At 59.7% G+C, this 21,637-nt stretch carries 22 protein-coding genes; 7 read left to right on the top strand and 15 right to left on the bottom strand.

Annotation, left to right across the window (positions count from 1 at the left end):
- Positions 1-37 precede the first annotated feature (37 nt).
- The 4 genes from A7D17_RS14385 (at position 38) to A7D17_RS24145 (ending at position 3,287) form a co-directional block, all read left to right on the top strand.
- Positions 38-667, top strand: a complete 630-nt coding sequence (locus A7D17_RS14385; RefSeq protein WP_005920554.1) for a TetR/AcrR family transcriptional regulator — start codon at positions 38-40, stop codon at positions 665-667.
- A gap of 218 nt (positions 668-885) precedes the next feature.
- Positions 886-1,185 carry a hypothetical protein gene (locus A7D17_RS24900; RefSeq protein ID WP_239692197.1) on the top strand — a complete coding sequence of 100 codons (300 nt, stop codon included), beginning with the start codon at positions 886-888 and terminating at the stop codon, positions 1,183-1,185.
- 135 nt (positions 1,186-1,320) lie between these two features.
- Positions 1,321-2,349 carry an XVIPCD domain-containing protein gene (locus A7D17_RS22955; RefSeq protein ID WP_239692198.1) on the top strand — a complete coding sequence of 343 codons (1,029 nt, stop codon included), beginning with the start codon at positions 1,321-1,323 and terminating at the stop codon, positions 2,347-2,349.
- A 2-nt stretch (positions 2,350-2,351) separates the two neighbouring features.
- Complete coding sequence (locus A7D17_RS24145; RefSeq protein WP_153041952.1) at positions 2,352-3,287, top strand: hypothetical protein; 936 nt, start codon at positions 2,352-2,354, stop codon at positions 3,285-3,287.
- Positions 3,288-3,414: 127 nt separating this feature from the next.
- Here the strand turns inward: A7D17_RS24145 and A7D17_RS14405 are convergent, their stop codons facing one another.
- The 12 genes from A7D17_RS14405 to A7D17_RS25115 all read right to left on the bottom strand — a co-directional run bounded on the left by A7D17_RS14405 (position 3,415) and on the right by A7D17_RS25115 (position 16,309).
- Positions 3,415-3,681 carry an XAC0095 family protein gene (locus A7D17_RS14405; protein WP_064509698.1) on the bottom strand — a complete coding sequence of 89 codons (267 nt, stop codon included), beginning with the start codon at positions 3,679-3,681 and terminating at the stop codon, positions 3,415-3,417.
- Between the two features lie 367 nt (positions 3,682-4,048).
- Positions 4,049-4,753 carry a M48 family metallopeptidase gene (locus A7D17_RS14410; RefSeq protein WP_064509699.1) on the bottom strand — a complete coding sequence of 235 codons (705 nt, stop codon included), beginning with the start codon at positions 4,751-4,753 and terminating at the stop codon, positions 4,049-4,051.
- A complete protein-coding gene (locus A7D17_RS14415; RefSeq protein WP_064509700.1) occupies positions 4,753-7,875 on the bottom strand; it encodes a type I restriction endonuclease subunit R in 3,123 nt (1,040 codons plus the stop codon). Before A7D17_RS14415 ends, A7D17_RS14410 begins: the two co-directional genes overlap by 1 nt.
- 4 nt (positions 7,876-7,879) lie before the next feature.
- Positions 7,880-8,935, bottom strand: a complete 1,056-nt coding sequence (locus A7D17_RS14420; protein ID WP_064509701.1) for a PDDEXK nuclease domain-containing protein — start codon at positions 8,933-8,935, stop codon at positions 7,880-7,882.
- Positions 8,936-9,001: 66 nt separating this feature from the next.
- Positions 9,002-10,246 (bottom strand): restriction endonuclease subunit S, encoded by a 1,245-nt coding sequence (locus A7D17_RS14425; RefSeq protein ID WP_082861994.1) that lies wholly within the window; start codon positions 10,244-10,246, stop codon positions 9,002-9,004.
- Entirely contained in the window at positions 10,237-12,981 is a 2,745-nt protein-coding gene (locus A7D17_RS14430) for an N-6 DNA methylase (protein ID WP_204377358.1), read from the bottom strand. The genes A7D17_RS14425 and A7D17_RS14430 overlap by 10 nt, the downstream gene beginning before the upstream one ends.
- Before the next feature lie 140 nt (positions 12,982-13,121).
- Positions 13,122-14,012, bottom strand: a complete 891-nt coding sequence (locus tag A7D17_RS14435; RefSeq protein WP_064509704.1) for a restriction endonuclease — start codon at positions 14,010-14,012, stop codon at positions 13,122-13,124.
- A gap of 40 nt (positions 14,013-14,052) precedes the next feature.
- On the bottom strand, positions 14,053-14,361 hold the full coding sequence (locus A7D17_RS14440; protein ID WP_064509705.1) for a type II toxin-antitoxin system RelE/ParE family toxin: 309 nt from the start codon (positions 14,359-14,361) through the stop codon (positions 14,053-14,055).
- A 6-nt stretch (positions 14,362-14,367) separates the two neighbouring features.
- Positions 14,368-14,631, bottom strand: coding sequence for a YlcI/YnfO family protein (locus A7D17_RS14445; RefSeq protein WP_064509706.1), 264 nt, complete (start codon positions 14,629-14,631; stop codon positions 14,368-14,370).
- A 94-nt stretch (positions 14,632-14,725) separates the two neighbouring features.
- Positions 14,726-15,412 carry a hypothetical protein gene (locus A7D17_RS14450; protein WP_064509707.1) on the bottom strand — a complete coding sequence of 229 codons (687 nt, stop codon included), beginning with the start codon at positions 15,410-15,412 and terminating at the stop codon, positions 14,726-14,728.
- Positions 15,402-15,932 carry a hypothetical protein gene (locus tag A7D17_RS14455; protein WP_064509708.1) on the bottom strand — a complete coding sequence of 177 codons (531 nt, stop codon included), beginning with the start codon at positions 15,930-15,932 and terminating at the stop codon, positions 15,402-15,404. The genes A7D17_RS14450 and A7D17_RS14455 overlap by 11 nt, the downstream gene beginning before the upstream one ends.
- 167 nt (positions 15,933-16,099) lie before the next feature.
- Complete coding sequence (locus A7D17_RS25115; RefSeq protein ID WP_323208750.1) at positions 16,100-16,309, bottom strand: XVIPCD domain-containing protein; 210 nt, start codon at positions 16,307-16,309, stop codon at positions 16,100-16,102.
- A 3-nt stretch (positions 16,310-16,312) separates the two neighbouring features.
- Between A7D17_RS25115 and A7D17_RS25120 the strand changes: the two genes are divergently transcribed.
- On the top strand, positions 16,313-16,585 hold the full coding sequence (locus A7D17_RS25120) for a hypothetical protein (RefSeq protein ID WP_064509709.1): 273 nt from the start codon (positions 16,313-16,315) through the stop codon (positions 16,583-16,585).
- 74 nt (positions 16,586-16,659) lie between these two features.
- Here A7D17_RS25120 and A7D17_RS14465 read toward each other — a convergent pair whose 3' ends face one another.
- From A7D17_RS14465 to A7D17_RS14475, 3 genes are all read right to left on the bottom strand, one after another.
- The gene (locus tag A7D17_RS14465) at positions 16,660-17,280 is read right to left on the bottom strand and encodes a PH domain-containing protein (protein ID WP_239692199.1); all 621 of its coding nucleotides are present in this window, start codon (positions 17,278-17,280) and stop codon (positions 16,660-16,662) included.
- A gap of 465 nt (positions 17,281-17,745) precedes the next feature.
- Positions 17,746-18,663, bottom strand: coding sequence for a hypothetical protein (locus tag A7D17_RS22965; protein WP_239692200.1), 918 nt, complete (start codon positions 18,661-18,663; stop codon positions 17,746-17,748).
- Between the two features lie 479 nt (positions 18,664-19,142).
- Positions 19,143-19,733, bottom strand: coding sequence for a TetR/AcrR family transcriptional regulator (locus A7D17_RS14475; RefSeq protein WP_064509711.1), 591 nt, complete (start codon positions 19,731-19,733; stop codon positions 19,143-19,145).
- A gap of 70 nt (positions 19,734-19,803) precedes the next feature.
- On the opposite strand from A7D17_RS14475, the gene bdcA reads away from it, so the two are divergent.
- Together bdcA and A7D17_RS14485 are read left to right on the top strand one after the other, a co-directional pair.
- Positions 19,804-20,517: an SDR family oxidoreductase gene (gene bdcA, locus A7D17_RS14480; protein WP_064509712.1), complete on the top strand. Its 714-nt coding sequence runs from the start codon at positions 19,804-19,806 to the stop codon at positions 20,515-20,517.
- Between the two features lie 255 nt (positions 20,518-20,772).
- Positions 20,773-21,636 carry a Smlt3025 familytype IV secretion system inhibitor gene (locus A7D17_RS14485; RefSeq protein WP_064509713.1) on the top strand — a complete coding sequence of 288 codons (864 nt, stop codon included), beginning with the start codon at positions 20,773-20,775 and terminating at the stop codon, positions 21,634-21,636.
- Position 21,637: the final 1 nt, after the last annotated feature.

Raw genomic sequence — 21,637 nt, forward strand, 5'->3', positions numbered from 1 at the left:
GCCGGTATACTGCAGCCCCCCGCTGATTTACCGCCCCATGTCCAACGTCCTGCTGCTGCGCACGGCGAAAGAGCGCGAAGAACTGCTGCTGGAAGAGGTGCTGGACGCCACCGAGCAGTGCATCGACGTCATCGGCCTGAGCGCCACCAGTTTCGAACTGATCGCCGAGCGCGCCAAGGTCAGCTGCGGCAGCCTGCTGCAACGTTTCGAAGACAAGGATGCGCTGGTGCGCGCATTGCTCGAGCGCAACTACATGCGCGCCATCCGCCAGATGTGGCTGGTGGAGCGCCCGGCCAACGTGCATGTGGTGGATTTCATCGCCGGCCTGCTCGAAGAATGGCTGCTGCAGGAAATCAACATCAAGCGCACCCGCATCGACCTGGAACTGCACCTGGCCACCCTGCGCGACCCGGTGCTGGCCGCCTTCATGCGCCGGCAGAGCGCATCGCTGATCGAACACCTCAGCGCCCTGCTCAAACGCCTGCTCCGCGGCCACGCCGACCCGGCCAGCAGCGAACAGGAATTCCAGGCCCGCGTCTTCGCCGTCGCCGCCATGTGCGGCGGCCTGCACAGCGTGATGACCAGCGGCATGGAACTCAACCGCATGCATCTGCAGCTGATCCTGCGCGAGAGTCTGTCGGGGATTTTGAAGTCTGCGCCGGTGTAGTGACTGAGAGCCCAAGCGTTCAATCTTCAACCAAATTTGCCCGACATCTGAAGCCTGCGTCAGCAGCAGATCGAAGAGACATTCCTTACCGTTACGGGCAAGACTGCTATCCAGACAGATCAGCAACTGCAGAGCGATTGAATCATCGCTACTTTGGTGGTAAATCGGCAACTTGTTCAGTTCGCTGATCGCCGTCCAAGGACCTCAAGGAGAGAGACATGCCGGAACTCGATATCAACGCATCTGCAGACGAAGTCGCACGCCTATTCAACCAAGGCCAGGCCCGCGAGGCGGCCATGCGGCTGGACGCATTGCGCCAAGACCAATCACTACTGGTGCAAGAAGCGTTGGACCGCTCAGTCGCCTCGCGTGCAGCGGAGCGAATTGATGCACTTCAGCGCCCCGGCGGGCTCCCGGCAACAGATGCTTCGACAGTAGGGCCAGTTATTACTCGACTGGAAGCAGCGCGTAATGCACCCCGTTTCCCTGGTGCTGAGGAAACGCGCGATCTTTCTTAGGCGCAGCAACACGACATCTACGCCAGTATTGTCGAAACACGTGGCAGCGATGCCGCACACCAAGCCCTAGCGACGCAAGATAGGGTCATTCTTGGGCTGCGCAACGAAAATCGAACAACGCAGGGTAGAGATCCAGTGACCAGGGAAGCCGACAACAGAGGCACTGGCGTCTACGACGACCGCATCGTGGTGCTGTGGAGAGCTGCGGACGGTGCACGCCATGCCCGGGAATTCAACCAGGCAACAACCGAGCCCACAGCGCAATACGATGGACATGCCAAGACGACCCCACGCAGCGAAGGATTTGCTCAGGTGGCAGTCAGGCAAAAAACTGAAGGCGAGGATGTCAACCGCGACAACGTCCGCGACCTGGGCCGCCTGGCGGAAGGCACAACGGAGATGGGACGAACAACGCATCCACTTCGTAACCACCCAGATGAATTTGCATTGCGCCCCACCGATGCAGCAGTAGCAAACGGACAGCACCGGGTTGAACGCGATAGCAATGGCGACGGGTGGTTCGATGCTCGCGACACCCACGGCGTGCAAGACCTCAATAACACATTCAAAATTCATCGTGGCAGCGGACGCAATACTGACTCAGCTGGCTGCCAGACGATCGGAGGCAACGAGTACGACACCTTCGTGAGCACGGTGCGTGGAACGCCTGGTCAAGACCGCTGGCAGTATGTATTGACGTCAGTCACCCCGACGCAAACATTGCAGCAGAATCAAGAGCAGGAGAATTTATCAACCGCTACCATCTCGGACCCGCGAGCGCCTGGCCACCCGGACCATGCGCTACAACAGCAGATCAGCGGCCATTTGACTGCACTCGGCGGGCGCTATGCACAACATGCGGATAGCTACAGCTTGGCCTTGCTCTACGAAGCCAAAGCAAGTGGCATGACACGCGTGGATAATGTTGTTCCTAGCAACGCAATCGGAACCCAGGCAGAAGGCGCAAGGATTTTTTTGGTTCAGGGACAAAATAACGATCCAGCTGCGTTGCGGGTCGCTAGCGAGACGGCAACCATTGCAGCAACGCCAGTTGAGACAAGCCTGCAGCGTCTTCACCAGCAACAGCAAACTGCGGCCGAGACCCAGGTTCAGGGGCAGCAACAACAAGAGCAACATCAACAACCGACAATGGGAGGTAGATAAAAATGCAAAGCAACCTTTGCCTTCCAATACTCGCAGCTCTCGCATTTTTCACACTGGCTGGCTGTTCTCAGCAAGCACCTGCGACGACGCCCAAAGAAGCGCCAGCGCCTGAGGCGACACATTCAGATCAGAACAAGACGGCGGGCACTACCATCGAACTGGCGCCGGGGTTGCCAGGCGTCGGAGACCTCAACAATCGAGACGCACCCAACGGACGTTATCGCGCCATCCCGGCAGAGGTGGCAACTGCGCTGCTATCGTTGCCAATGGCACCACTCCAGGTACCGCGACCATTGCTGAAGCAGATATTGGGGCGCGAAGGCTATGTGGTCGAAGTCTCCCGCGGTTCCTCGCCGCCTGAATTCCGGATTACCAGTATCCGCAGCTCCGGGGCAGACTACGCCTTATGGGTGCGGACATTTCGGGGCCAATCTCCAGATATTGCAGGCTATCTCGTCCATATCAGCGCGGCCTGCAGCCAACTTGTAGGCCTCCCCTCTGATGACACGACAGAGGCGGCAAAGCGGGAGTGCGCAAAGTCAGGCAGAAAGGGACTAGGCACTGGATTGCGCGCCTATCGTATCGTCGACGGCAAGGTGGAAGACGTGACCGCATCCATTCGACAGCCCAAAGAAGCGCTAGGCTCCGAACTCTATGACCGCTATCAAGCAGCAGGGGCAGGCGACGCGTTTCTGGACGACTCCCGCCTGGATCAAGTCCCCGTCGGTCGTTGGATCATGGAGCTCGACCCGGAGCAACCGCTAGCAGAAGACGCGCCCCGCGCCTTCGATCGCGGCATGCTGGTGCATGCCGGCTTTTTCCTCTGGGACGGCGACCACTTCGAGAACCGCGACACCGTGCCTGCACGCCTATGGCCATGTACGGACAGACCGTCGGAATGCATCAAGGATGATCGCTACGTCACTGCTGGAAAATGAGGCCTTTGCGCCAAAGCTATCGACGCGCACGGTCTGGCCCACGTAGTTGCCCGACGTTGCGGTTTCAGGGCACACATGCCCGAGCAGCACATCGAATCGGCTCATCCAACCACGTGGCGGCCACGCCTCACAGTGATGGCTGGGAACCGGGCATGGAGGGGCGCTCCACACCGCTCAGCACCTGATTCACCTGTTCGGCCAGCAGCTGCAGGCAAAACGCCAACTCATCCATGCAGATGGCCGGCTGCCGCAACTGCTCTTCGGCCTGCGTGCGCGGCTGCGCCAAGCGCGCCAAAAAGCGCATGTGGTCGCGCAGTTGCTGCAAGCGGTACTGCGCGCCGTCTGGCAGGTAGTAGCCCGGGTGTGACTGCACATCGCGTACAACGTCCGACATGGCCTGCTCCTCATTCCATGGAATCAGCCCGCCCGCCGCAAGGCGACGGACGGGAAGTCGGGAGGCTCGAAACCGCAGACAGCCGGCGGGCATATTCCCCTTGCGGGTGTTGTATTAGCCGCCCTCCCGACGCAGAGCATCACGTCGGCTGCGCCCACAAAATATGCAGGCACAAAAAATCCACCGGTTTGTCGGAGGTGGGTACCGCTGTCTGCGGAGTTTCGAGGCTCCGTAGCATGAGCATGCTACTCATCAAATCCAGCGTCAACCCCAAGGCATGCGTTGGAGCGGAGAGCCTGCAGCCTTCTAGACTTGGCTAGCAGCCGCACTCGAATCGCCGCAGTGCGAGCAGGGCGATACCTGTCGGCTATGTCGCCAGGGGCAAGGCGTTGAGCTCAGCTCTCGCGTCTCGCCATCCAGCGTAGTGCTTGTCCAGCAAGGCGACGAAGCGCGCATTGTGCGTTGGCTCAAGCAGATGAATCATCTCATGCACAATCACGTATTCGAGCAAGTCACGCGGCTTCTTGACCAGCTCTGTATTGAGCCGGATGTGGGCGCGTAGGTGATTGCAACTCCCCCACTTGGTTTTCATGCGCTGGAGAAAATAACCTTCCACCTTTACCCCGATACGGCCTTCCCAGTGAGCGATCAACGCCTGGATTGCTTCATGCAACAACGACCGCTGCCAACGTTGATAGATGGCCTCGCGCCTGCCTGCATCGGTGCCGGGACGTACACTCAGTGTGATGCGCCGGTGGTCCATCTTGACGGCGGGCGGAGTATCGCGCTCCACCACAGCAAGCAGATAGCGTCGCCCCCAGATGTAGTGACTCTCGCGGGTGACAAACTGCCTGGGTGTTTCACGAACCTGCTCCAGCAATTGCACCTGCTGTTGGCGAATCCAACGCAACTTTGAAATCGCATAAGCGCGTGCCACTTCAAGCCGTGTGCCAGTCGGCGCCACCAGCGTCACCTCGCCTTGCGGCGGGTGAACGGAAAGGTGGACGTTCTTCACAGCCTTGAAGGTAACCGCAATGTCCAGCTCGCCCAGGCGGATGTGCGTCTGTTTCATCAGTAGACCGACTGACTCTTCAGCAGTTCGAACAGCTTGAGCGTGGCCTCGCGATTGCGGCCCGTCAGCGGATACAGGACATTTTGCACAATGCGTTCCTTTGCTTCATCTCCTCGCCATCCTGCCGGAGCCTCGTCACGCATCAGGCGATCGATGTTGAGTGCCAGGAAGGCCAGCCGGTTGCCGTAATTCACTTCCGGCTCCTGGATGGCGCCATGTGCAGCTTGAGCATCATCAGAAATGATGTCCGGCAGATTGCGATAAATCACCAGCGCGCCGGCATTGCCACGCAGCATGCTGGGTTCATCACTATCGTGCTGTCTCTCATGCCAGGTCATCACCAACGCCTCTGCCTTCTTCAGAAATGCTTCGTAGGCCTCGGTGCTTTCGCGGCTTTGTTGGATCAAATCATCGAGCAGCTTGGACATCTGCTCGTAAAACCGCGGATCAGTCAGGCGGTCGCGGATAATGGTCTTGCGGACATTGTTGATGATGGTTTCCGCAATGGCATTCTTTGAGAGCTTGCCCTTCTCGTTGAGCTTTTTGGCGATAGCGTCGTGGACGCCGGTTTTGATGATCAGCTCAGTCAGCGACAGCTCGGCTAGTTGCCCCAATGCTTGTGCCGGTTCGGCATGGACATAGGTGTTGATGAGATGTCGCATATCAGCCTCAAAGGGTTTGATATCCAGCTCCTCACAACTGCAATGCTTGATGGCAGACCTAACCTCGGCATAGAACTCGGTTTCTCGCCGCAAGGTGTCGGCCTCGCCATTGGAATAACCCGCCTCGGCCAAGTCCTGGGCAATTGCGGCAAAGGCGCGCAGATAGGTCGCTACCGCTTTGTAGAAGGCAATACGTAGCGCCTCACTCTCCAGTAGCGCCTCCGGATCACCCGCATGGCCGCAAAAGTAGTGGATGAACTGCTCCACTTCACGAGGGTGCTCGACCGGCTCGCACAAGTAGTGCAACGCCTCGCGTGCCTCGTCCAACTGTTTACGACCTTCGCCCAGCCAATTCTTTAGCTGGATGTTGTTGTCGCCACCGTTACCGGCGTCGATGTCCAACGCGTCGGAGCTATACACCGCAATGGCCTGCTGCACATCATCGAACAGCTTTTTGTAATCGACGATGTAGCCATAGTCCTTGTCCTCGCCGTCGAGACGATTGGTGCGACAAATGGCTTGAAACAGGTTGTGGTCATGCAGCTCGTTGTCCAGGTAGATGTAAGTGCAACTGGGCGCATCGAACCCTGTTAACAGCTTGCTGACCACAATCAGCAGTTTCATGCTGACCGGCTCTTCAATGAAGCGGCGCTTGGTTTCGTCTTCGTACTGCTTGGTTGTTTGGCCGGCGCGCAGCACATGCTGCTTATAGGTGTCGTACTTGTAGCGCTCATCGCTGCCCGATGACGCTTTCGAGATCGCCGCCGGATTGGGCTCAAACGATGTGATGACACCCACATGCGGGCTAAAATGTGTGTTCTGGAAAAGCCGAAAATAATGGCATGCGTCGTAGATCGACGCAGCCACCAGAATCGCCGTACCACGATCGTTGTCCAGGCGGGGCTTGAGACTGAAATCCTCGATAATGTTGGCAACGATGCGGTCCTTGCGCTCTTTACCGCTCATCAACTCTTCCATCGTTGCCCAGCGCTTGCGCAGGATGGATTTCTGAAAGTTGTTCAACCCTCGCGTTTTCTTTTCGAACCAGGCATCGATGGCCGCACGCGAGGTCAACCGCTGCGGCACATCGCGCGCCTCGTACTTCAGGTCCAACACCACCTTGTCTGCCACTGCCTGGTGAAACTTGTAGGTATGGATGTAGGTCCCGAACACATCGCGAGTGGTTTGCCTGTCCTTGCGCAGCAGCGGCGTACCAGTAAAGCCGATGAAAATCGCATCGTCCAGCCAGCGCTTCATCTGCTTGTTCATGTTGCCACCCTGAGTGCGGTGGCATTCGTCAACAAACACGTAGAAGCGCCCATGGATCGGTGGCGGCTCGCCCTTGAGGTCCGCAGCATCGAACTTGTGGATCAGCGCGCAAAGCAAGCGGGGAGCGGCAGCACTCAGTTTTCGCACAAAGTCCGCTCGGGAGGTAATGCGCGGCGAAGCGGAGTCCGCACCGATCACACCGGCATTGCGCATGACACCTTCGATCTGCTTGTCCAGTTCGTCGCGGTCAGTGACCACCAACACGCGCGCCTGTGGGTCATGCTCCAGCAGCCACTTGGCCAGCAGCACCATCAAGATGCTTTTGCCACTGCCTTGGGTGTGCCAGATCACACCCCCCTCGCGTTGGGCAATGCGCGCCTGGGCCGCCTTGATGCCCTGGTACTGGTGCTGCCTGGGCACTTTCTTGAAGCCTGCGTCGAAGATCACGAAGTTGCGGATCAAGTCCAGCAACTGCACCTTGCTACACATCTGTGCCAGTGGACGATCCAACAAGGCGCCTGCCGCTACTGCAGCCAATGGTTGTTCGTCTTTCCACTGCACGAAGAACTGCTCCGGGGTGCCGGTGGTGCCATAGCGCAGCCCCTGCGCGTCGCTCCCGGCCAGCAACACCTGCACCGTACTGAAGAAGCCTTGGTTGAACGCCTCCTCCTGATTGCTGCGCAGCTGGCGAATGCCGTCGCCCAGATCCACCGAGCTGCGCTTGAGCTCAATCACTGCCACCGCCAGACCGTTGATATACAGCACGATGTCTGGCCGACGTGTGCTGCCGCCTCTCAGCGTCACTTCTTCGGCAAGGGCAAACTGATTTCGCTGCGGCTGGGCCCAGTCGATTAGCTGTACCGTCTCGTGCGATTTGCCGGCCGCAATCTGCACCGGCACGCCATAGCGCAGCAATTGGTAGGTGCGCAGGTTGGCCTGATAGGGCGTGATGCCGGTGACATCCACCGCAACTTCCAGCTTTTGCAGTGCGGCGCTGATATGGGCAGGCGCGTAACCACGCGCTGCCAGATTGGCGCGTAACAGATCGACTTCAATGGCCCGATTGTTCTCGCGCTTGCTCCAATTGCCAAGGTGCTCGTAACCCAGACCGCCCTTGTCTACGGGGTCAGCGAATAGGCGCGCTACGCGGTTTTGTGAGTTGCGCTCGGAGCGCGGCATGCTTTGGGTCATTGCATCATTCCTTGGTGCGTTCATTGACAGCGTTAGCCAGCTCCCGCTCGATCTGCTCGATGCTCGGCAGGCTGGTTTGCAGCTCTTGCGGCAGAGATTCCACTAGCTTGTATTCGGCAATGCCCATCGGCTGGGACTTGTCCCCCAGCGCGTATTCGGCCACCACCTTGTTCTTGCTCTTGCACAGCAGCAGGCCGATGCTTGGGTTGTCTTGCACGTGCTTCAGCTGCCGATCTACCGCCGTCAGATAAAAGCCCAGTTGCCCCAGGTGCTCGGGCTTGAACTTGCCTGCCTTGAGTTCGATTACTACGTAGCAGCGCAGCTTGAGGTGATAGAACAGCAGGTCGATGAAGAACTCCTCGCCGCCCACGTCCAGCAACACCTGCCGCCCCACAAAGGCAAAGCCCGCGCCCAGTTCCAGCAGGAAATCGGTCACGTGCTGCACCAGCGCGCCCTCGATCTCGCGTTCCTGCGCTTGCTCTCCAAGGCAGAGGAAATCGAAGCGGTAGGGGTCTTTCAACGACTCCATGGCCAGGTCGGACTGCGGGGCGGGCAAGGTGGCCGGGAAGTTCGTCACGGCCGAACCGCTACGCTCCAACAGGCCGGACTCGATCTGCAGCACCAACACGTTGCGTGACCAATTGTGCTGGATGGCCTTTGCGGCATACCAGCGGCGGGTTTCAGGCCCGGGCAGCTTGTCCAGCAGGGCCAGCTGGTGATACCAGGGCAATTGTGCAAGCACCGCTTGCACAAATGATTCGTCCGGCCAAGCCTCGGCAAACGCCCGCATGTACTTGAGGTTGCGCGGCGAAAAGCCCTTCATCTCAGGGAAGGCGGCGCGTAGGTCATGCGCGAGCCGCTCGATCACCTTCGCACCCCAACCCTGCTCGGCCTGCCGCGCCAAAATGTCGCGGCCGATTTGCCAGTACAGCCCCACCAGCTCCCGATTGACCGCCAGTGCCGCACGTTGCTGGGCGCCGTGGATGCGTCCCTTGAGCTCGGCCAGCCAGTCGGCGTAACCCTGCGGAGCGGGGCTGAGGGAAGAGGGTTGGTCAGTCATCAAATTTCCATCTCGCACGTGATCCGTTGTTTTCCTTATGGAACAGCGTCGGGACATTCAGCATGCTCAAACCAGCCGCGTCCTGCCAGTCAGCAACTCCTGCATCATGGCCTGCTTGAGGGCGCGGGCCTTGATGCGGCGGGTTTCAAGGGCGGCAATTTCGGCATCCATGTCGCTAAGGACTTCGGCAATAGCGGTTTGCTCTGCAATTGCCGGAACATTGATACGAAAATCCTGAACCATACCTTTGTTCAAGTTAGATTGAGTTCCTTGTTGCCCCAAATTTTTTATGAACGATTTTAATGAAGTGAGGTAATGGTAGAGAAATAAAAAATCAAGATCGCTTTTTACCACAATCCCAAGAATTGCCTGACTGGTACAAACGGAGATTCCCGCGATACTGCATTCCCCCAACGACGCATACATTGCATATAGCACCGTGTTAACCGGGAATATTTGCGCGGCGGAATTAGCAAGACCAAGCGCCGTCAAATTCCTCTCGGTACTACTGATGACACCCCCTTCTTTTGTCATGTCTGAAATCGAAACCCAAGGAATGTCACCACCGTAATATGCGGGAACAGAGGAAAGCGGCGTACCGCCACTACCCATTTCTGCCAAACTTCCTAGCCGCTTAACCTCCCACTTACCAGTAAACCCCGGCAGACGGGTATTTCCAGTAAGAAGCTGCTGCATGGCGGCCTGTTTGATGGCGCGTTTTTTGGCGATCAGGCGATCCAGACCGTCCAGCAGCGCACCCACATCACTCAGAACGTTGGCAATGGCACGCTGCTCGGGGAGAGGAGGAACAATAAAATTCATTTTCAGAAGGTCGCGCGTGTAAATGGCTGCGACACTCGTAGTCCCTGTGGCAAGCGCTCGGAGTTTCGCAACAGACCTATTTGTGTTTAATGCTGAATTTCCATACTCATTGGAGCATATTTCAGCAGCATTGAATTCCAATTTCATCAAGTTGGAATTGTAATAAGCGACGGGAAGTTCATCACGCCACATCGCAACCTTCCCCACGAGTTCAAGCGTGTTCCTCGTATTGAAAATAACATCCCCAAAAGAAAGTCTATGCACATCCTCAGGCTGGATATTAGGCGCAATGTACTCAATCTTGGATGTATCGAAACTACCCCGAGCGAGATTACCCATCTTCATTAGCGGAAACTGAGTTTCGGCGCTCTGGTTTGAATAGTTTCCGCCTAGTCGAACTTTTGCAAGAACAATACTCAGTGGCTTAACCTCCCAATCCTCCGGAATCACGCCCACGTCCGTCTGCTTGTACCCCGGCTTTACTTCCATACCGCCCCCATCTTCTTCAGGTGCGCTTCCACCTTGGCACTCAGGGCGGCCACCTCATCTTCCAGCTTGGGCAACGGGGTGTCGTAGCGTTCGGCCAGTTCGCGGATGCGCTGGGCGAGGGTTTGCGAGATGCGTTCCAACTCTTGTTGCACCTTGGCTTGCAGGTGGGCCAGCCATTTGTCTTGCACCACCAGCGTTTTCACCTCTGCTTCGCCGAGGCTGGCGTAGTGCTCGTAGGCTTGTTCGTCGAGTTCCCATTCAAGCGTTTTGACTGTCTTTTTCAGCGCGGCTTCGCGGGCGCTGAGTTGCTGCCACTGCTGGAGCACGGCGCGTTCGTCAGCGCTGTCGGCGTCGTCGCCAATCTCGGCGATACGGTCTTTCACTTGCGCGGCGTTGATCTTGTCGAAGCCTGCGAAGGCACCATCTTCGCCACTGTGTTCTTCCTGCAACTCGGCGAGCTGGCTAGCAACGCTATCAAGCTCGGCTTGTTTGGCCTCCAGCTCGGCCTGCTCGGTGGCGAAGTAGCGGGCAACGATATAGGACTTGGGCAACAGATCGCAGATCCAGCCCTTGTCCTTGGGTTTGCCTTTCTTGTCGATTTCCACGATGCGCCGAGGCTGGGCCACCCAGCCATCGGCGGCAATCAGATAGGCGTCGTCCTGCATCACTTCCGCCCAGTAGTCCATTAGGTGCTGGTAGATGTCGTAATGGTCAAGCAGGGGTGCGGCGTGGAAGGTCGCGAGCAGGGTTTCGGAGATCTGCGAGATCAACGCCTTGGGTTTGTCGCCCGGCTGGATGCCGGTGAGTAGCGGCGAGACGGCCTGCCGCCACTTGCCGAAAAGGGTCTCGACTTTGCTGCGGAATTGCCGGAACTGCGGGTGGTTCTGGATGATCGAGCGCACGTCTGCAACAGGCTGACGCAGCCGCGCATAGCCAGGGCGTTCGGTCTCGAACAGTGTCTCGCGCAGGGCTGGCATTTCCTGCCAGTCAGCAGCAAAGGCATCGATATCGCGTTCGGGGATGCCGCCGTTGAGGTGGGCATCGATGTCGTGCAGGTCTTCTGGCTCACTGCTATCGATGTAGCGCGGCAGATTGAGGTTGTAGCTATTCCTGTCGCTGGAGACTTCCCCCAACGGCACCATCCGGGCATAGCGCGGCACATCCGCGCCACGGCGGAAGGTATCAACGATGCGATGGATGTCCTGCTCACGCAGGCGGTTCTTGGGACCGTCCTTGATGAAGCCTTTGCTGGCGTCGATCATGAAGATGCCCTTGCGGGCGCCAGCGTTTTCCTTATCCAGCACCAGGATGCAGGCGGGGATGCCGGTGCCGTAGAACAGATTGGCCGGCAGGCCGATGATGCCCTTGAGCACACCTGAGCGCACAAGGTTTTTGCGAATGACGCCTTCCGCATTGCCACGAAACAGCACGCCGTGCGGCAGGATGATGGCGCCCTTGCCGGTAGTTGCCTTCATGCTGCGGATGACGTGCAGCAAATAGGCGTAGTCGCCCTGCTTGTCCGGCGGTGCGCCCCAGGCAAAACGTTGATAAGGATCGTTGGCGGGTGTCAGCCCGGTGGACCACTTCTTGTCCGAGAACGGCGGGTTGGCGACCACATAGTCGTAGCTACGCAGCTGCTCGCCATCCTTGAACCTGGGGTTGGACAGCGTGTCCCCGCCAAGGATGGTGGCACTGGGGAAGTGGTGCAGGATCATATTCATCCGCGCCAGGCCGGCAGTGGTCACGTCCTTTTCCTGTCCTTCCAGCGTGATTTGCCGGCCTGCCTCGGCTGCCACTTTCAGCAGCAGTGAGCCTGAGCCGCAGGTTGGATCGTAGGCGGTCGTAGATCCGCGGCTATTGGCATGCGAGATGCCGATCACCTGGGCGATGATGCTACTGACTTCAGAGGGAGTGTAAAACTGGCCTTTGCTCTTGCCGGAGTCCTGCGCAAAGTGGCGCATCAAGTACTCGTACGCATCGCCGAGCAGGTCGTCGTTGTCGGCCCGGTTGTTGGCGAAGTTCAGCTCGGGCTTTTCGAAGATGGCGATCAGGTTGCCCAACCGCTCGACCATGGCCGGGCCCTCGCCAAGTTTGTTGGGGTCGTTGAAGTCGGGGAAGTCGCTGCGCGCCAGCTTGGTGTTGGCGTCGATCAGCTTTTGAATGACTTGCGTGTTGATCCTGTCGCCGATATCGGCCTTGCCCTTGAGCGCCACCATGTCCTTGAACGAGGCGCCAGGCGGGATGACGACAGGTGGAGCGAAGTCCTTGCTATTGCCGTACTTGTCGCTGATGTACTTGATGAACAGCATGAACAGCACATAGTCCTTGTACTGGCTTGCGTCCATGCCGCCGCGCAGTTCATCGCAGGAGGCCCAGATGGAGCTATACAAATCAGACTTTTTGACTACGCCGCCGCGCCTCACCGACGGTGTTGTGTCTGCCTCGGCATGCGTCTTGGCTGCCTTTACCTTAAGAACTTCCACTACTTTTTCTGCCTGTTTTGCACCAGAATTTCTGGCTCTGTTGTGCATCACAGCCGTCTCAGCAAGCGCGACGGAACCGCCGCGTCCTCGGCCAGACACGATGTCGCCTTGCTCGATCAACAGGTGTTTGATGCGTAGATACGTACTTTCCTGCCAGCCAAGTTCGTCTCGCAGCTTGCCGTTACCAGCAGAGCCGCCGAGAGACTGCAACATGGCGAGAAAACGTTCGGTATTTTGCTCGGTGGATGTCACTGCGTCGTTCCGTACTGCTTGAGGGCCTGCATCACGCCTGCCAGTGGAGCCGCTTCAGCGGCACAAAGTAATTTTTCGGCATCGATAGCCACTTAGCTAGGGGTTGTTTCAAGCATGGCGCGCACGATGCTCGGACCTACCTATTCTTTTCCGGCCAGAAACCAAACCGGCTTGAGCGGCAGACGGGCCCTGGCGGTGTCCTCAAGCTGTGAATAGTGCGTGGTCCATAGCTCCACCAACTTCCGCGCATCAATCAGATTGATGCGACGATGCGACTGCCGCGCTTCGTAGTCGGCGTCCTTGGTGAAGCCGGACAAAGCGATGAACAAACCGACATCCCCATCCCCCAAAACCGCCATAAAGCTGCGCAGGCCCGTCACATCGATCCGCGGTGAGTTGGCATTGCGCTTGACCTGCACCTTGATGCGCGGCGGGTGGGTGCCGAGTGGGTCATTGTAGGCAATGATGTCGGTGCCACCGTCCTTGCCCGGCGGTGCGACCCAGGCGACGTGGTAGCCCATCGCCCGTAGCAGCGAGGCCACGAGCTCCTGGAAGTCATACGGCGGCATCGCGGCGAGGTAAGCCTCGATCTCGGCCCATGCCATTTCTTCGGCTTCTTCCAGCGTGATGCTGGCCGATTCCTCGGTGAGCTCGCCTTCGGGATCGTCGACCTCGTTGGCGACGGGCTGGGCGCTCTTCCACTTCTTGTAGAGCTGCCCCACCGCGCGAATGAACTGCTCCGGATCCGGGTAGGCGTCCAGCGCCGCTTCACCCTCTGGCGTGAGGGTCCAGATGCCTTTGTCCTTGACCAGCCAGCCGGCCTTGACCGGCGCCACGGTGCTGAAGCGCACGATCTTCTCGAAGCGACGGCCGCCGGTTTCGTAGTCGCCGGCTTCGTACTCGGTGAGCACGACCTGCTTTTCCAGTGCGGCCAGCGCGTCTGCGGCGCGCATGCCCTCCGGCTGGGTCTTTAGGATATGGAACAGCGCTCGGGTCAGTTCCCCCGTGCGGCGCCTGCTGATATTGGCCATCTACTTCCTCTGTGGCACGACGTTGGCGCTAACGCCGTGCTTAATGATAGTCGTCTTCACGCTGATGCCTGATTACTAAAACGGTGACGACCTGATCGCTTTCGACCTCAAACAGCAGCACGTAGCCGCTGGCACCGAAGCCGATCACCAGCTCGCGCAAGAACGGGTCCGCCAACCCCGCCTTGCGGCAGCTCAACGGGGCCAGTTCAAGCACGGTGACACCATCGCCGATGGCCTGCAGCGCGCGCTCGGCCACGGTGAAGTCGCCTTCGGCACGCTGCAGCAGCCAGTCGTAAAGACGCGCGAGATCGTCGCGCGCCTCCTGAGTGAAGCGGACAGAAAATCCCACCTTGGCTTAGCCCTTGCGCGCCTTGTCCAGTTGGGACTGCAGCCCGGCCAGCACATCCTTGGCGTCGATGTACAGATTGGATGCCTTGGCGCTGTCACGCGAGGCCAGCCCACGGGCAATGAAGGCTTCCTGCTGCTGGCGCTGCTGCACCTGGGCACGCACGGAGTACTCGACGAAGCTGGACAGCGTCTCACCCTCCTGCAACACGGCCTCGGCCGCTTCGCGCAGCGCCGGGTCTACCCGGAGCGATGGAAGAGATGCGGATTTCATGGCTGGCCCAGTGCGTTGCAATTGCGATGCATCATCGCAAGCGAGCGGCGGTGCTTCAAGTTTTCTTTGCAGACCTAAGCCGACGATGTCGCGGCTACGCTGATGCAATGGTGCGTAGGCGCTGAAGCACGACGCTTGCGCGCTCCGGTTCGGCGACCAATCCCGGCAACGCGTTCACAAACGCCGGGTTATCCACCAGCCCCACGAACACGTCGGCAACCCAATGCCGAAGGTCTGCATGCTCCACGGCAAACTCTTCCACCAGCTCGGCCCGGCCATCGACGACATTGAGGACGTCCTCCAGGTCGTGACTGGAAAGGAAGTCACTGTTGCCTCGGGTAACGAAGGCTTCGAGCTTGGTCGCCACGAATGCTGTCGCTGTCACCAAGCGGATGGACAGGCCATCGCTCAACGCAACCACTTGGGCCGTCTCTACAGCATGGGCGTACCAGCGGTTGGAGAAGCCAAGCACGCCGGCATCCACCGGCATCAGGTCGAAGATGACGCCCGACGCTTGGTGTACCCAGCGGCAGACGACGCCGCTCTGCATCTCGCGCGCGAAGCCCTGCAACTCCACACGCGCCTCGATACCGCGGAACCGGGACCAATCAAGATTGACCACCGCATCGACGTCATAGGTGGCGCGGACGTTTTCCGCCAATGGATCGGATACCAGCAGGCCAACAACTGCTCCGCCGAGGAAGACCACGTGGTCGCAAAGCTCGCCCAATGCATTCGCAATCACAAGCAGGTGCGGCAAATTAGGATCGTCAGAGCGCATCGCCAAGCCTCAGCAATTGTTTGAGATAGCTTGCTGCCAGCGTGCGCTCGCGGGCACGCCCGCTGCGCAGGGCGTCCTGCAGCGCCAGCAGTTGGTGCAAGGCAGGGTCGGCCAGCGCAGCGTTGGGCACACCGGTCGACAACGGCGACAAGCTGGGGCCTTTGGCCGTGCCCTGCGCGCTTGGCCACACCGGTGCCTCCCCAGGGGAACTAGCAATGGCAATGGACAATGGCGGCGCACCGAAGGCCGTAGGAATGCCACGCCTTAGCGGCCCGATCACGGCCGGAAAGGCATAACGCACGCCGTGGACCGCAAACTCATGCAGCGCCGTGCGTACCGTCTCCCACTCGCCGCGACTTTTTTCCAGCGCCAAGCCAGATGCCACCGCGCGCTTGACGCTGCGATGCACCTGAGAAGGGCTCATGCCCAGCGCTTCTCCAAGGGATGCATAGGTCCAGGCCTGGCCCGCTTGGGCGACCTGCTTGTACAGCACCACTAGATCCTGGGGCTTCAGTTCCACAGCCCAGCCCGCCTTATTCCATATTCCGGAATATGGAATATCGGTTGAGCGATTGATTTTTGCAAGCGGGCATTTTCGAAAGCGACCCCCGAGCCTTGATCTACAGCCAAACAGTGGGAACGGACGACCTCACCCAATACTTCGTGGCTTGACAGCCTCTTCCTGCACTACCCCTCTCTCCTGCGCCTGACTCTGCGCTTGCGCCAACATACGCGCGCGAGCTCTTGCAGCTTTGCCAGCGATTGCTCCACCGGCGTAGTGACGGCCACGTCAGTGGGCATGTTGGCACGCAGATGGGCCGGGTTGCTGGGTTCGCCCTGTACCACTAACACGGTGGCACCGGCCGCTGCACGCGGCGTCCGGTTGCTCAGTAGCACGTGATGGATCCGCGCAAGCCTTTGCTCCTTGGCCAAATGGCCAGGCTGGCGCTCATTCGCTCGCTGTGCCCATCGCTGCGCCTTCCCATGCTGCCCACCAATTGGCCGACCGGGGGCGTGACCTGGCACCTGCGCGCGTTCTGCACTGGCGGCGATGCTGCGCTCGGCCTGGATACTGACGTAGCGATCCATGCTTTCTTGCACGACCTCTGGCTGCCCCTGTCGATGCCGTTCCAGCAATGCCACCGCATCTGCAGGACGGTTTGCATTGAATAGCGCAACCACCTCGTCTGCGCGCTCTTTGATACTGACCTCTATGACCCGAGCCATCTTTGCTCTCCCTGCATCGACTAAGGAGTGACGAAACGATCGCCCCTGTTGTCCAGTGGACCCGAACAAGCAGCCCCTCCCGCGGCCGCAGGTCTGCATGGCCATCGCGCGCGATCAACCTTGTCCATCAACTCAAAGCGTTGTCCGGTCCAAACCAGAAATCCAACGTGCAGATATGCCCAGTCGTTGTAATAGCGCGGGTCACCGGCAAGCGGGGCATCCGGATCTGACTCGATGACCCAGCGCAACACGGGAACTTGCCACAGGCGCGATACATCCAGGAAGGGGATCGGCTCCGCATAGGCCTGATAGTGCCGGACCTCGTCTTCGGACAATGCGGGCGCAGGGGGCAACACCTCTCCACTCACATCCAGCAGCTGGCCTTTCTCTTCATACCGAAATGCCCGCACGCCTCTTGAGTTCTTGCAGTCCAATGCCCGTTCGGTGCACCTCACCCCGCCGACCAGGTAGACGGTATGACGTGAATCGCGCGACTCGAACGAGCGCACCCAGAATGCATCTGCGGCCAACATGAAATCGGCGCGCGCGCCCAAACCCGGAGACGCAACATACGCGGCATGCTTCAAGGCCTCGCCGCGTGCTTCGGTGGCAACGCCCAGATCAGACGATGGAAGCGACAAGATGACCTCAGCCAGGGGACGCGGCGCAGGGCCAATACATTCGTCAGCAGGCAACAGGACGCTGCGGCCAGAGGAGGTTCGTTGCGACCGGGTTGAACAGGCTGCCCCCATGCCTTGCTCCAGCGCGAAGCGCTTCCAAGGCTTTGGAGAGAACGAGGGCACTGCGGGATAGACATTCTCGGCGGCGGGTGAGGTCGCAGGGGAGCGTGTTGCCGAGCGGGCGCTGTCTTGGACACATCCAGCTACGACGCTAAGCACGGCACCCACGACCAGTCCGTTTAAATGGCGATGATGCATGCTCTGCTCCGTCTGGATGGCCTAGCTCACGATCGACCTGATTTTTTTATCACACTGCATCAGTATTGCTCCGCCCCACGGGCCACTGTTCAGGCCTGCTGCGACCCGTGCGCAAGCCGTTCACCTTAGGCCGCACGTCATCGCTTGGCAATCGGTTGCCATGCTGTATTAACTGGAAACGAAACGGTCCTCACCATCTGGATAATCCGCACATGCCGGTTCGCCTGTGCGCTGCTGGCGACACGGCCACTGCGCTCTAGCGACTCGTTCTACCAGCTCGAAGCGTTCGCCTGTCCACCGAATAAAACCAAAATGGGCGTAAGACCCGACTCGCTTTGGGTCATCGGTGGCCAGCGGCTGGTCAGGATCGAATTCCATCAACCATCGCATTGTCGGCGCCAAGGGCAGCTTGTCATCGAACAGAAAAAGCTCCGAGCCGCCGTGGTCGTTTTGTCGGGCAACATCTTCTGCAGTGAGGCTAGGCGCTGGTGGAAACACCGCTGCACTGACATCGCGTGCGGTGCCGTCCTTGGTGACGCGATATGCCTTTCGCCCTTTGCCTGACTGGCACGCGAGGCCAGCTTCGCCCGCGCCACAGTTCACCGACCAGACCAAGTACACCGTTTTGTCGGGATCAGCACTTTCGAACGAACGGATCGTCAGATCACCGGCAACCACGGTGAAGTCAGCGCCCAGTCCCAGGCCAGGTGCGGCCACGTATACGGCATCGCGCAGGCCCGCTTCGCGCGCTTGCGGCGAGGCATCGACCGCATCTGCAGGCAGGGCAAGCAATGCAGCCGCCATGTGCGCAGGTGCCGGGCCTTTGCAAAACCCGTCCCTTAGCAAAGGCGCAGGCGAGGAGCCCCGTGATTGCGTACGGTCCACACAGACGGCGCCCATCTGCTGTTCCAGTTTGAAGGACACCCAAGGTGAAGGCGTGGCAGCAGGCGCCTGAGGAAAAGACGATGCTTTTTGTGCACCACTTGGGGGTTTTGCGGCAGCCTGTTCCATCGAAAGCCGTGCACACCCAAGCGTCATGATGGGCACCAGCGCGGTCGCCACGATGCAATGCGTCAGCTTCTTCACGGGCATCCTTGAACGAAGAGGGCGAACGTCCCGGACTGTGGCCGTATGAGCAGGCTCGGTCAAGTGACTGATCGCAGACGAAAACGGTTCGGCGACACTCTCATTTCGGGACCGAAATAGACGCTGCATCCCGCAAAGACGCCATCTGGTATGGACTCAGCGCGACTGTCCGGGGTGACCAGCAATTCGGATGGTTCGGGACGTTCAACGAACACGCTGCGTGCGGCTCCATGTGTTCGCCAGCATTGCACAAAGAGGTCGAAGTGGCCTGTGTTAAAGCCAGCCTAGAACATGGATGACCCATAGGCGCTGCCCCGTCCTTTCCTGATTTACCGCACCAGTCATCCGACAACGACTTCGCCTGCGCGACGGCCGATCACGACCATCTCGTTGACCGTACTGGGTAGAGGCAAGCGCACCTCGGTTAGCGAGCAGGTGCGCTCACGCCATCGAAAGCCCTCCGCCCGCTCGCACCCTGCCTATCCGCGCAGCGCCACCCGAAGCGCCTCTCCCGCCAAGCGCGCACTCGCCAGCAGACGCTCCAGGCTCTGCCCATGCCGGGCGCTGGCCGACAACCCGGCCATGGTGGTGCTGACGAAGTCCGCCAGCCGGTCGGCGTCGTGCGGGCGCTGCTGGGCGATGTGGGAGCGGATCAACTCCTGGGCTGCGACATGGAAGCCGCAGGCCGCCTCGCGCGCATGCGCGTCGTTGCTGCGCGTGCCTTCCAGCACCAGGCAGCCGGTGGCAGCGGGGTCTGCGGCGTAGCAGCGGGCGGCCTGCTCCAGTACGTCGGCCAGGGCATCGGCCAGCGGGCGGGCGGTGTCCAGAATTTGTGGCAGCGGGATGGCCCCGGTCTGCGCGTAGCGGTCGAGGATGCGCGCATACAGGCCGGCCTTGCTGCCGAAGGCGGCGTAGAAACTGGGCGGGTTGATGCCCAGCGCCTGGGTGAGGTCGGCCACGCTCAGTGCGTCGTAGCCGCGCGCATGGAACAGCTGCTGCGCGGTGGCGACCGCTTGATCCGGGTCGAATGCGCGCGGCCGGCCGCGGGCCCGGGAGGTTTCTGTAGCCATTGTTACAAAATCCTTGACGGCAGACGAAATCTATTATGTATTACTCACTACATTAATTGCGAGGTGATGCATGTCAGCGTTCAAAGAAAAGTCGGTATTGGTGCTTGGTGGCAGCCGGGGAATTGGGGCCGCCATCGTGCGGCGCTTCGTGGCCGAGGGCGCGCGGGTGACGTTTACCTATGCCGGTTCTGCCGAGGCGGCGCAGCGCCTGGCCGGTGACACCGGCAGCACCGCGGTGCTGGCCGACAGCGCCGACCGCGATGCGGTCATCGATACAGTGCGCCGCAGCGGGCCGCTGGATGTGCTGGTGGTCAACTCCGGCATCGCCTTGTTCGGCGATGCGCTGGACCAGGATCCGGACGCGGTGGACCGGCTGTTCCGCATCAACGTGCACGCGCCCTACCACGCCGCCGTGGAGGCAGCGCGGCAGATGCCACCCGGCGGGCGGATCATCGTGATTGGCTCGGTCAACGGCGACCGCATGCCGCTGCCCGGCATGGCGTCCTACGCGCTGAGCAAATCCGCACTGCAAGGGCTGGCGCGCGGGCTGGCCCGCGACTTCGGGCCGCGTGGCATCACCATCAACGTGGTGCAACCGGGCCCGATCGATACCGACGCCAACCCGGAAAACGGGCCGATGAAAGACCTGATGCACAGCTTCATGGCGATCAAACGCCACGGCCGCGCCGACGAAGTGGCCGGTATGGTGGCCTGGCTGGCCGGCCCGGAAGCGAGCTTTGTCACCGGGGCGATGCATACGATCGATGGCGCGTTTGGGGCATGACGCGGCGACGGCGGCGTTGACCACGCTGCAGCTCGACACTTAGTGCGACCAAGGGCAGCAAACGTCCTTCGGCATACGTGGCGAGCTGCCGTTGCACCGCCAGCATATTGATCCACGCGCCTTTCCTGCCGGCGGAGCGTGATCGCATTCCCATGTCGTGCGGCGCATGGCACGGACAATCGCAGGCTTGGCCCTTGCTGTCGCGCTGATCCCAAGTTGCCTATAGTTGCGGCGAACCCTGCAATGGATTGACCAATGCACATGATGTCATCCGGCCAGTGCCTGGCTCTTGCACTCGCCATCGCCGTGACCGGCAGTGCCTGTGCACGGACGCCATCACCCGAACAAAAAAGGACTTCCCCCATGTCAGGCACCGTTACCACAGGCCGCACCATCAACGGGCACACCTATTCGGACGCGCCGGTTGACGTAAAGCTGGGGCCGAACACCTTCCGCATCCCCGCCAACTATCTGGACAGCCAGATCGCACCATGGCCGGGCGAAGGCGTGACGCTGGTCATCGAGTGGCCAGACATGACCCCCACCCCGCCCGGGGCACGGGCCAACCCGCGTACGAATGATTTCCGGAAAGAAATTTCCGTGTCTATCGACTATGTCGACCGTGTTCCCATTGAGGTATTGCTTGAGCGTTTCTCGTCAAACGATAGGCGTACAGAGGCAGACTCAGTTGAGCGGGGCAATCCTGTCGCCCGGCTCGATCTCCGCATCGCACAGCCTGAAGCATTCGGATTAACGCCCTATGCCATTGATGAGGAGAAGATGGCGGCATATGTAAAAGCGTATGAAGCCCACCACGGCGAGCCTCCGACGCGCAACCCTGCGTTTGAAGACGACTGGTACGTCGCGCGCGACTCCAGCGGCAATTTGACCACGTTCATCAAGTGCGACAGCAAAAAATTTCGAGCAGATGGCGTTCGGCTGGAGGGATCTGAAGTGGTCCATGAAAAAGGTGCCGTTGCTGCAAGTTGCGTCCACTACTTCTCTGACATCGAAAACAAACTTTCCATCAGTCTCAACTACAAGCGTGCATTTCTGAAGGACTGGAAGCGCATGGAAGATGCGGTGAGGGGCGTATTAACCCGCAATAAAATTCGGTGAT

Origin of the sequence: Xanthomonas floridensis, from assembly GCF_001642575.1 — a bacterium.
In the GTDB taxonomy this organism is placed as follows: Bacteria; Pseudomonadota; Gammaproteobacteria; order Xanthomonadales; family Xanthomonadaceae; genus Xanthomonas; species Xanthomonas floridensis.

Excerpts from the sequence above, each read along its gene's own strand:
- A7D17_RS24900 (WP_239692197.1), top strand. The coding sequence starts at position 886 with ATGCCGGAACTCGATATCAACGCATCTGCAGACGAAGTCGCACGCCTA.
- A7D17_RS14425 (WP_082861994.1), bottom strand. The coding sequence starts at position 10,246 with ATGGAAGTAAAGCCGGGGTACAAGCAGACGGACGTGGGCGTGATTCCG.
- A7D17_RS14385 (WP_005920554.1), top strand. The coding sequence starts at position 38 with ATGTCCAACGTCCTGCTGCTGCGCACGGCGAAAGAGCGCGAAGAACTG.
- A7D17_RS25120 (WP_064509709.1), top strand. The coding sequence starts at position 16,313 with ATGGATCCGCGCAAGCCTTTGCTCCTTGGCCAAATGGCCAGGCTGGCG.
- A7D17_RS14420 (WP_064509701.1), bottom strand. The coding sequence starts at position 8,935 with ATGACTGACCAACCCTCTTCCCTCAGCCCCGCTCCGCAGGGTTACGCC.
- bdcA (WP_064509712.1), top strand. The coding sequence starts at position 19,804 with ATGTCAGCGTTCAAAGAAAAGTCGGTATTGGTGCTTGGTGGCAGCCGG.
- A7D17_RS14485 (WP_064509713.1), top strand. The coding sequence starts at position 20,773 with ATGCACATGATGTCATCCGGCCAGTGCCTGGCTCTTGCACTCGCCATC.
- A7D17_RS24145 (WP_153041952.1), top strand. The coding sequence starts at position 2,352 with ATGCAAAGCAACCTTTGCCTTCCAATACTCGCAGCTCTCGCATTTTTC.
- A7D17_RS14475 (WP_064509711.1), bottom strand. The coding sequence starts at position 19,733 with ATGGCTACAGAAACCTCCCGGGCCCGCGGCCGGCCGCGCGCATTCGAC.
- A7D17_RS14435 (WP_064509704.1), bottom strand. The coding sequence starts at position 14,012 with ATGGCCAATATCAGCAGGCGCCGCACGGGGGAACTGACCCGAGCGCTG.
- A7D17_RS14405 (WP_064509698.1), bottom strand. The coding sequence starts at position 3,681 with ATGTCGGACGTTGTACGCGATGTGCAGTCACACCCGGGCTACTACCTG.
- A7D17_RS14410 (WP_064509699.1), bottom strand. The coding sequence starts at position 4,753 with ATGAAACAGACGCACATCCGCCTGGGCGAGCTGGACATTGCGGTTACC.
- A7D17_RS14450 (WP_064509707.1), bottom strand. The coding sequence starts at position 15,412 with ATGCGCTCTGACGATCCTAATTTGCCGCACCTGCTTGTGATTGCGAAT.
- A7D17_RS14415 (WP_064509700.1), bottom strand. The coding sequence starts at position 7,875 with ATGACCCAAAGCATGCCGCGCTCCGAGCGCAACTCACAAAACCGCGTA.
- A7D17_RS14445 (WP_064509706.1), bottom strand. The coding sequence starts at position 14,631 with ATGAAATCCGCATCTCTTCCATCGCTCCGGGTAGACCCGGCGCTGCGC.